Origin of the sequence: Clostridium algoriphilum (assembly GCF_020443705.1) — a bacterium.
Taxonomy (GTDB): Bacteria; Bacillota; Clostridia; order Clostridiales; family Clostridiaceae; genus Clostridium_AD; species Clostridium_AD algoriphilum.
In genome coordinates this window covers 1-10281 of record NZ_JAIZZK010000063.1, presented here as the reverse complement: position 1 = coordinate 10281, position 10281 = coordinate 1, and the positions used below count along the sequence as shown (strand labels likewise).

General features: G+C 30.5%; 11 protein-coding genes, 7 tRNA genes and 1 rRNA gene. All 19 read right to left on the bottom strand.

What is annotated here, in order from left to right; translation table 11 throughout:
* Positions 1–477 precede the first annotated feature (477 nt).
* The 19 genes from LGK95_RS21155 to rrf all read right to left on the bottom strand — a co-directional run bounded on the left by LGK95_RS21155 (position 478) and on the right by rrf (position 10056).
* Complete coding sequence (locus tag LGK95_RS21155) at positions 478–1419, bottom strand: GNAT family N-acetyltransferase (RefSeq protein ID WP_226126887.1); 942 nt, start codon at positions 1417–1419, stop codon at positions 478–480.
* 220 nt (positions 1420–1639) lie between these two features.
* Positions 1640–2398: a tRNA threonylcarbamoyladenosine dehydratase gene (locus LGK95_RS21150; protein ID WP_226126886.1), complete on the bottom strand. Its 759-nt coding sequence runs from the start codon at positions 2396–2398 to the stop codon at positions 1640–1642.
* Positions 2399–2579: 181 nt separating this feature from the next.
* A complete protein-coding gene (locus LGK95_RS21145) occupies positions 2580–3824 on the bottom strand; it encodes a DUF1015 domain-containing protein (protein ID WP_226126885.1) in 1245 nt (414 codons plus the stop codon).
* A 26-nt stretch (positions 3825–3850) separates the two neighbouring features.
* Entirely contained in the window at positions 3851–4762 is a 912-nt protein-coding gene (locus LGK95_RS21140; protein WP_226126884.1) for a D-2-hydroxyacid dehydrogenase, read from the bottom strand.
* Positions 4763–4908: 146 nt separating this feature from the next.
* Positions 4909–5982, bottom strand: coding sequence for a pyridoxal-phosphate-dependent aminotransferase family protein (locus LGK95_RS21135; protein WP_226126883.1), 1074 nt, complete (start codon positions 5980–5982; stop codon positions 4909–4911).
* A gap of 233 nt (positions 5983–6215) precedes the next feature.
* Positions 6216–6404, bottom strand: coding sequence for a hypothetical protein (locus LGK95_RS21130; protein ID WP_226126882.1), 189 nt, complete (start codon positions 6402–6404; stop codon positions 6216–6218).
* Between the two features lie 31 nt (positions 6405–6435).
* Positions 6436–6624, bottom strand: a complete 189-nt coding sequence (locus tag LGK95_RS21125; protein ID WP_226126881.1) for a hypothetical protein — start codon at positions 6622–6624, stop codon at positions 6436–6438.
* A 228-nt stretch (positions 6625–6852) separates the two neighbouring features.
* A complete protein-coding gene (locus tag LGK95_RS21120) occupies positions 6853–7038 on the bottom strand; it encodes a hypothetical protein (RefSeq protein WP_226126888.1) in 186 nt (61 codons plus the stop codon).
* A 41-nt stretch (positions 7039–7079) separates the two neighbouring features.
* The gene (locus tag LGK95_RS21115; protein ID WP_226126880.1) at positions 7080–7793 is read right to left on the bottom strand and encodes a hydrolase; all 714 of its coding nucleotides are present in this window, start codon (positions 7791–7793) and stop codon (positions 7080–7082) included.
* Positions 7794–7843: 50 nt separating this feature from the next.
* Complete coding sequence (locus LGK95_RS21110) at positions 7844–8368, bottom strand: NAD(+) diphosphatase (RefSeq protein WP_226126879.1); 525 nt, start codon at positions 8366–8368, stop codon at positions 7844–7846.
* An 85-nt stretch (positions 8369–8453) separates the two neighbouring features.
* Positions 8454–9146, bottom strand: coding sequence for a DNA/RNA nuclease SfsA (gene sfsA, locus LGK95_RS21105; RefSeq protein ID WP_226126878.1), 693 nt, complete (start codon positions 9144–9146; stop codon positions 8454–8456).
* 156 nt (positions 9147–9302) lie between these two features.
* Positions 9303–9377: transfer RNA gene (locus LGK95_RS21100), tRNA-Glu, on the bottom strand.
* Between the two features lie 10 nt (positions 9378–9387).
* Positions 9388–9463: transfer RNA gene (locus LGK95_RS21095), tRNA-Lys, on the bottom strand.
* Between the two features lie 3 nt (positions 9464–9466).
* A tRNA-Gln gene (locus tag LGK95_RS21090) sits at positions 9467–9541 on the bottom strand.
* 6 nt (positions 9542–9547) lie between these two features.
* Positions 9548–9624: transfer RNA gene (locus LGK95_RS21085), tRNA-Arg, on the bottom strand.
* A 13-nt stretch (positions 9625–9637) separates the two neighbouring features.
* Positions 9638–9711: transfer RNA gene (locus LGK95_RS21080), tRNA-Gly, on the bottom strand.
* 22 nt (positions 9712–9733) lie between these two features.
* A tRNA-Leu gene (locus LGK95_RS21075) sits at positions 9734–9818 on the bottom strand.
* Between the two features lie 11 nt (positions 9819–9829).
* Positions 9830–9904 (bottom strand) — tRNA-Glu (locus LGK95_RS21070).
* A gap of 35 nt (positions 9905–9939) precedes the next feature.
* A 5S ribosomal RNA gene (gene rrf / locus LGK95_RS21065) occupies positions 9940–10056 on the bottom strand.
* Between the last annotated feature and the right edge of the window lie 225 nt (positions 10057–10281).

Sequence of the window (10281 nt, the reverse complement as noted above, 5' to 3'; positions counted from 1 at the left end):
ACTTTTTAGTCTTACGACTAAAATATTACTTTTACTAAAGTAATTAACTGGTTAAAACAAAATATTATTTCGTCTCTTTACCTATTTCTCTGTTTAATTTTCAAAGACCAATTTACTTTGTCATCATGTGACGACTTCTACTATTCTATCAGTTGTTTAATCATATGTCAACATCTTTTTTTAGTTTTTAAAACTAAATCCTATGCTGTGGTTATTACTTTATCGCCATGAAATCACAGCAACATATAATATATTATCATAATTATATTTATCTGTTTTATAGCGTACACTACTTATTTTAACATAAGTACACAATAATCTTATTTTCTTACTTATTCTACGTTTTTCTTATATTGATACACTAGGATTAGTATACATACATTTCTTTAGCAAGTCATAGTAAATACTTGATTTATATAATAATTCATTCTACTAACTAATTTAGTTTCTATAGAAACATCAATTATATCATTTAAATTAACTACTTTTAACCTTATAAAAAACCATGTGATCTCTCCATTCTCCGTTTATATATAAGTATTTTTCACTTATACCAAGTTCCTTAAACCCACAGTTTCTTAAAACCCTTTGTGATTTTTCATTATCTATTAGTGTAGTTGCTTCTATTCTATGTAATTGTAATTCCTCAAAAGCATATGTCACTACAAGTTTTACAGCTTCTTTCATATATCCATTATTTTGTTCTTTTTCATCCATAGAATAACCTATGAAAGCATTTTTAAAAACGCCCATAACTATATTAGATATTTTTATTTTACCAATAATTTTATTATTCTTATATATTCCCAAATTAACGCCATTACCATTTAAATATTGTTTATAACTTTCTGTTAACGTACGTTTCTGATTATTTAATGTATAAAATCTTTCAGCCCTAGAAGGTTCAAAACACTTTAAATATTTTCTGTTTCTTATATAAAATGCTAAAATTTCTTCTGCATCTCCAGGGGTTAACACTTGCAGTTTAATGTTGCTACCTTTAATTGTAAGATTTCTATTTAATGAATTTTTGTTGAAAGCAAAAGCACTTATACCAAACATCATTTCAGATTGATAATTAGATTTATTTATTACACTATCTGTAATGATTCCTTCTAACTCAAATCCTAAATCTAGAAAAGCCCTTATAATTATGTTTTCATTAACTATAACATCTACTTTATTTATTCCCATGTTTTTAAATAAAATATTTAACATAAGATTTAATGTATCTTTTAAATGCTCATAACTTCCATCAATATAATTATAAAATTTTAGTCTAAATTGGCAAAACTTATTTTGTTTGTCTAATTCTATTATAAATATTCTTCCTAGTATAATATAAGTATTATCTTTTATAATATACTCTCTCTCATTGCCCTTTAAAGCTTCCAAATTTACATACTTACCCTTGTTCATTTTTAGCTCCTTTATCCACACTAAAATCATTAATACAGTATTAATTGTTAAACCCCATACTTACTTTTATTATAACATAAACAATTATAGTTAAATATACAATTAATAATGAAACTCAGTTACTGTTCTATTTTAAGCTATATAATCTTATATATTAAATAAAAGATAAGAACACATTAATTCGCATTCTTATCTTTTGTTCATCTTACAAAATTAAATATTAGCTGTTTTTAATTAAATCCTTAATAACCTCACCACCAAGTATCATCCCTGCAACAGGAGGAACAAAGGATATACTACCAGGAATTTGCCTTTTCATAGCACATTTTTTCGAACCTCCTGTACATACGCAACCTTCTTTACATGTTATAACCTCACCTGATTTTGGTTTAATAGGAGTTTCTTCTGAATAAACCACCTTCAATTTGTCAACATTTCTCTGTCGTAGTTCATGTCTCATAACTTTGGCAAGTGGGCATACTTTTGTATCATAAATATCTGCAACTTTAAATAAAGTTGGATCTAGTTTATTACCTGTACCCAAGCAGCATATAATATCTATGTTATGCTCTCTACAGTATTCAACTAAAGATATTTTTGAAGTTACTGTATCAATAGCATCTACTACGTAATCTGTATCTTCAGTTATTATATCTCCCATATTGTCTGCTGTTACAAATGTTTCATAAGTAGTAACTTCACATTTAGGATTTATTTCTAGTATTCTATCTCTCATTACTAATACCTTACTTTTGCCTATAGTCTTAAATGTGGCATGTATTTGCCTATTTAAATTTGTTAAACATATTGTATCGTCATCTATTAATACCAATTTTCCTACACCAGCTCTTACTAATGCTTCAACTGTATAACTACCAACTCCACCTATTCCGAAAATTACTACTTTACTTTCCTGTAATTTGGTTAAACTATCCATACCTATAAGTAACTCTGTTCTTGATAATGAATGCTGTGGCATATATTACTCTCTCCTTTTTAGTATATTCAATTATAACTATATTAACGGTTATATACTTTATAACCTATTAATTACTACATTTAAAATTCTAATTTAATTATACCCTATATAGTTAGAAAGACCACGCATATGCGTGGTCTTTCTAACTATCTGAACAGTTATATTTTAACCTAATACTAACCTATAGTTCGTGAACAAATATTCCACTTTGTAATTTTGGTTCAAACCATGTTGACTTAGGAGGCATTGTTTTTCCTTCATTTGCTATATCTATTAAATCATCCATAGTTGTAGGACACATAGAAAATGCAACCTTCATACCGCCCTTAACTCTTCTTTCAAGTTCGCCAAGTCCTCTTATTCCACCTATGAAGCCAATTCTAGGGTTTGTTCTTGGATCATCAATTCCTAAAATTGGCCCTAATAAATTCTTCTGAAGTATTGATACATCTAATCTTTCTACTGGATCACTCCTATTAAAAGTTCCTTCTCTAGCTTCTAATTTATACCATTTTTCCTCTAAGTACATTCCGTATGTTCCTTGCACTTCCGGCTTGAACTGAGCTTTACCGTCATATGATGTTATATTAAAATTCTCAGAAACTTTTCCCATAAATTTTTCAAAAGTGTTCCCAAATAAATCCGAAACAACTCTATTATAACCCATTACGTATAAATTATTGTCTGGAAATATAACGGATAAAAAATAATTGAATTCTTCTTCACCAGTGTATGAGGGGTTATCTTCTCTTCTCTTTAATCCAACTTTAACAGCCGAAGCTGATCTGTGATGTCCGTCAGCTATATACAAGTAATCTGTTCCAGCAAAAATAGATGATAATTTATTAATAATGACTCCCTCATCTATAACCCAAACAATTTGGGATACACCATCTTCTGATTTATAATCATATACTGGTGTTTTTGTTTTCGTCCAATTTTTTACTATATCATCTATTTCATCTTTATGTTTATATGTTAAAAATATTGGTCCAGTATTACAGTTTGTATAATCAACATGATTAAATCTGTCTAGCTCTTTATCTGCTCTTGTTAACTCATGTTTTTTAATAATATTGTTTATGTAATCATCAATTGAAGCACAAGCAACTATGCCAGTTTGAGGTCTTCCATCCATTATCTGTCTATATATATACATGCATGGTTTTTCATCCTGAATATATACTTTACTATTAATCAATTTATGAAGATTCTCTCTAGCTTTTAAGTAAACTTGCTCATCGTGAATGTCTATATCTTGTGCTAAATCTATTTCCGGTTTATCAACATGTAGAAATGAATAAGGGTTTCCCTTTACCATTTCCCTAGCTTCTTCACTATCCATAACATCATAGGGAAGTGCCGCTACTTTTTTTACTAAATCTAATTGTGGTCTGTATGCTTTAAAAGGTCTTACTACTGCCATAGTTATTCCTCCAGTGGTTAATCCACTTATTTAAAGAAATCATAAATAATACTTATTATTTCGCTACCTATCCTTACTTGAGCTTCCTTTGTTGCAGCACCAATATGTGGTGTTACAGATACTCTTGGATGATTAATTAAAATTTCATTTTTTGTTGGCTCTTCAACAAAAACATCTACTCCTGCTCCTGATAGTTTACCACTATCTAATGCTTCTATTAAAGCAACTTCGTCAACTACCCCACCTCTAGCACAATTAATTAAAAAAGCGCCATCCTTCATTATATCTAATTGTGCTTTTCCGATTGTAGCTCCTTGCTCTTTAACAAATGGTATATGTAATGATACATAATCTGATCTTTTTAATAGATTATCCAATTCACAGAACTCATATTCATCCGCATCCTTAACTTTGCCTATTATATCTGTATATATAACAGTCATACCAAGAGCAGATGCTTTTTTAGCCAGTTGTCTTGATATTCTTCCATACCCAACTAACCCTAATGTCTTTCCTGAAATCTCTACGCCATTATATTTTTTCTTATCCCATATGCCTTGTCTCATAGATACATTTGAAATATTAACAAATCTTGACATTGCAAACATATGTGCAAGAGCAAGTTCAGCTACAGATGCACTGCTGGCATTTGGAGTGTTAGCAACTTTTATTCCTTTTTCCCTAGCATATGCTACATCAATGTTGTCAACTCCGACTCCACCACGAATTATAAGCTTTAACCTTCCTGCTTTTGCTGCTTTATCAATTATTGGTTTTCTAACTTTAGTTGCAGACCTAACTACAATTACATCAAACTCTTCCAATTTTTCACCTAAAATTTTAGTTTCATAAAATTCTTCAACAACTTCAAACCCTTTAGCTCTTAATGCTTTTATAGCATTTTTTTCCATACCATCAGTAACTAATATCCTAATCATGATAATCCTCCTCTTTATATAAAAACAATATGCTTTATTTCTAGTGACTTTTTAAATTTTTCTATACAAATGTTTATTTATCTTTTATCTAAGACGTCATTTATAAGAATTACTAAAATATAAATTATTTATTAATTATTTATTAATTATTTAAGTGCTAAAATTCCACTTATTGTTGCTAATAAATCTATTATTTCTTGTGGTGTTGTTTCAGCCATATGTGCTATCCTAAATGTTTTATCTTTTAATTTACCATAACCATTAGATATAATAAATCCTTTTTCACCTAATTTTTTATTTAAATCAGAAACATCAATTTTCCTTGTGTTTGTAATGTTAGTTAATGTGTTTGACATAAAGTTTTCATCTGGAAATATTTCAAAGTATTTCTTAGCCCATGCTCTGACAATTTCAGCATTAGCAATATGTCTAGCGTATCTATTATGTAACCCTTCTTCTAAAATCTTATCTAATTGATAATCTAAAGCAAACATATGTGAAAGTGATGGAGTAGAAGTATATTGATAATCTTTCTTTTGTATACATTCGTACAGTCCTAATAAATCAAAATATACCCCTCTGTTTGTAACAAGTTTCGCTCTTTCTACTGCTTTTTTTGAGAATGTACAAATAGCCATTCCAGCAGGTAACCCTAAACATTTCTGAGATGATGTTATACAAATATCTATAGCCCATTCATCTACATTTACTTCTGTTCCAGCAGCATTACTTACTGTATCAACGCATACTACAACTTCTGGGTACTTTTTGTATACTGACGAAAGATCCCCCATGTCATTCATTAAACCAGTTGAAGTCTCATTCATTGTTATCGTTATTAAATCATATTTTCCTGTTTTTAAAACCTCTTCAATCATTTGTTTAGTAGTTGGTTGTCCCCATTCAGATTCAAATTTATCTGCTGGTACTCCGTTGGCTGTGCACATTTTAAACCATCTGTCACCAAATGCTCCCACTGAAAATATAGCTGCTCTTTTTGCTGTACACGAACGAACAGCACCCTCCATTAATCCACTTCCTGAACTAGTTGAAAGTAATATTTCTTCTTTAGTATTAAATATTTTTCTCATTTTATCACTTATATTTCTTTGTAGTGTAGATGCTTCCTTACCTCTATGAGATATTTGAGGTGTAGCCATTTTTTGAAGTACATCTTCTGCTACCTCTACTGGCCCTGGTATAAATAATCTTTTATGCATAATTCACCCTCCAAGTTTTAGCTTTTGCCTTACTTTATTCTTTTCGTCAAGTTATACTATTTTAACATAAACTACAGTACATTAGTAAAATAATTAACGAAATAATTAATTAAATGAAATATAAAAAGATAATTAGTTCAACTTAATATACAACTAATGTTATTGTATATTTAAGTATAAAGTAATTATCTTTCTAAAATTATTATTAAGTTATTAACTATTTGCTATCTGTATTAACCTTGATCTAATCCGGCTAATACCTTATCATATAAATTAACTTCACATTTATCGTTTTTTAAATGCTTACAATTACTACAACTTTTACTAAATATTGTACCTATTGAAGATTGAAATCCTGATCCTACTGAGTCATACCCATTACAACTATTTGCTATATGTGTCCTTTGTTCTACATTTGGCATAATACTAATCCTCCTTATAATTTAAAATAACTTAATTTAGTTTTATTATCTCCCTAATTTCATCAAACAATTCCTCTATACATCTTCCTCTTTGATAATTAACACAACTACCACAGCTCTTGGAGCCATAAGTAATGCTATTAATTAACGCTATAGAGTATGTAGTTGTATATCCACTGCAATTTTGAGCTACTCTGTTTTTCAATTCACTTGTAATCATAATTTCACTCCTATGCTATATTTTATATATTAATCTTAGTATTCGTCTTATTCAAACAATAAATTCTTACTAAGTAAAATTAATATTGTTTCAAAATATAATTACATATTAAAACTATTCATTTATAGTTTTAATTATTTCATATAACCAAAAAAACTACTAAAACATAAAATGCTCTAGCAGCTTGTACACTTATTATTTAGTTATTATGATTCTTCAATTCGTTTATTAATGATTATCCCACCAGTAATCTTTTATATCAATTATAGACTCAGTTTCTCTACAGTATTTTGTAGTTAAACACTGTCCTAAATTCCTCGGGCACCTTTTACAGACACAATCTAAACCATCACCATTACAATGTTTTTCCAATTCTTCAGGACATTTATCACAATTATCTCCACCTACAGCCATTTTATCTCCTACCACCTTAATTAAATTCAATTTATTGTATGTTATTTTTCTTTATTCTCTTCTCCATAAATTTTTCTATACCTAATCATTATTTCATTTAGAATATCTGCTACTATTGGCGGTGTATATGTAATTGCATTAGCTCCTGCTTTTATAGTTTCCCTTATGCTCTCATTACTCGAACCACCAGTAGCTATTATAGGAAATTCTGGATATTTTCGTCTTATTTTACTAACTATATATGCTGTGTTTTTAGCACCTGAAACATTTATTATTGTAGCTCCTGCATTTATTCTTGCCTCTATATCTTCAAACTCTGATACAACTGTAACTATTATTGGAATATCTATAGTTTCCCTTACTTGTGTTATAACTTCATTAGATATCGGACTATTAACTACTATCCCCATGGCGCCTTTAAATTCAGCATCTAGCGCTAAGTTTGTTACTCTTTTACCTGTAGTAATTCCTCCTCCTACACCACAAAATACTGGTACATCTGCTGCGAGTACTAGAGCTTCCGTTATTATTGGCTGAGGTGTAAATGGATATACTGCAATAATTGCATCAGCATTTGTATTTCTTATAACAGCTACATCCGTAGTAAAAACAAAAGATTTCAATCTTTTACCAAATATTACAATTCCACTAGCATCTCTTATTGCGGTTGGTAACTCTATCATATGACTTCGCAAATTTCCCATTACTTGAGGTACTATTTTAGTTAAATCCTTATTTCTAATACTTTCACCCATTTTTAACTTCCTTTAATTATATTTAATTATATATAATCTTAAAAATACGCTTATATATCGCACCGATAAGCCTTTTTTCCCTTATATCCAATCTCCTTAAGTAATTTTCTTACAACCCTTTTTCCTATTTCATCTTCACTCATTTCACATATTGCATCATCTATATTTCCCCAATCAACCCAATCTACTTCGGACGATTTATTTATCTCCCCTTCAACATACTTAGCCATAAATGTAAGCATTATAATTTCTTTAGAAGCTAAATAATCACTCCCCAAATATTTTATCTCACCAACTGTTATTCCAGTTTCCTCTTTAACTTCTCTATGCACAGTTTCCTCAACAGATTCTCCATTGGTAACATATCCTGATACTAATACCTTGGAATTTTTGAAAGTATAATTTTGTTTAAGAAGTAAAATTTCCTTATCCTTCATAACTGCAACCACTACACATGGTTTTGGAGTGTCAAAATACATAATATCATCCACAGGGCAATATGGAACCGACCCTTCATCCCAGCTATCTCTATCAATTAACTCTTTTCCGCAAATTGGGCAATATATAAATTTCAAATTATTTCCTCCTTATTATTTATACTATTAATAAACATTTATTATGTTTGATATTAAAATAAGTTTATTCAAAATAATATTAAAGTTATAAAACAATCTGGACCGATTTACTTAAAGTTATAAACTTTTCACCAACTTCACATTCATAAGCAAAAACATCCACGCCATTATTATACGCCAATCTTAATGCCTCACCAAAAGCCTTATCCATGTCATCATAAGGAGATAGACTATTTATATTACTCATTTGAATAAGAAATAGTACTCCAGCTCCAAACCCTTTTCTTTTAGCATCTATAAGTTCTAACAGATGTTTTCTCCCTCGTTCTGTAGGCGCATCTGGAAACATAGTTTTGCCATGTAATTCAAATGTGACTCCCTTTACCTCAAGATAATATTCTTCGCCAAAATTATTAGAAAGTTTAAAATCAAATCTACTATTATTAAAAGTTTTCTCCCTCTCAATAATATTGTATTTAATCAAACCTTGTATCTTTTTATTTTTTAAAGCTTCATCAACAACCTTATTGGGAATTTGTGAATCTATATTAATAATCTTATTATTTTTATAAACTCCAATTAGATCGTATAGTGTTTTTCTAGTAGGATTAAGCTCTTCTCTTAATAAAACTTTGGAGCCAACAGTTAATAATTCTTTGCATCTACCGGTGTTAGGGACATGCACTATAACTTCTTTTTCATTAAGTTTTACGTATGCTTCAAATCTATTAGGTCTTCTCATAAATTCTGCAATAAAAACTCTTTTGTTTATAAGCATAATTTCATCTCCATTTTTATAAATATACACTAATTTATAAAAATAATCAATATCATAACTATCATTATAGTACTTTATGTGTCTAAAATAATCGTTATTTTATAAAATAAAAAAGAAACTAACAAAAAAAGCTCTTGCATTAGCAAGAACTATTTTTGGTGACTCCTAGGGGAATTGAACCCCTGTTACCACCGTGAAAGGGTGGTGTCTTAACCGCTTGACCAAGGAGCCTTAAAAAATTTGGTGACTCACCGGGGAATCGAACCCCGGACACCATGATTAAAAGTCATGTGCTCTACCAACTGAGCTAGTGAATCATATGGCTGGGATAGCAGGATTTGAACCTACGAATGCCACAGTCAAAGTGTGGTGCCTTACCGCTTGGCGATATCCCAATATTATGGTGCGTCTTAAGGGATTCGAACCCCCGGCCCACGCCTTAGAAGGGCGTTGCTCTATCCAACTGAGCTAAAGACGCATATTAAATTAAATGGAGCGGGTAGAGGGAATCGAACCCTCGTAATTAGCTTGGAAGGCTAACACTCTACCATTGAGTTATACCCGCTTAATTATACTTTATGTAAATATGGTGCAGGTGAAGGGACTTGAACCCCCATGCCGTAAAGCGCTAGATCCTAAGTCTAGTGCGTCTGCCAATTCCGCCACACCTGCAAATACATAAATGGTGACTCCTAGGGGAATTGAACCCCTGTTACCACCGTGAAAGGGTGGTGTCTTAACCGCTTGACCAAGGAGCCTTATAAAATATTAAAATATAACTATTTTAATATTGACCTGGCGACAACCTACTCTCCCACAAGGTTACCCCTGCAGTACCATCGGCGCATTGAAGCTTAACCTTCGTGTTCGGTATGGGAACGGGTGTTACCTTCAGGCCATCATCACCAGATTTTTTTCAGAAATAATAATTGAGAATCTACCGTCGTTGACTACGGATATTAATATAAAATATCTTCTCATTATCATCTCTATATAGAGAAATTTTACCTTCTTAATAAAAAAGTATTCTCTCAAAATTGCACAGTGAGTTTTGTTTATCGCATTATCTTTATAATTTGGTCAAGCCCTCGACTTATTAGTATTAGTCAGCTGAACATGTTACCATGCTTACACC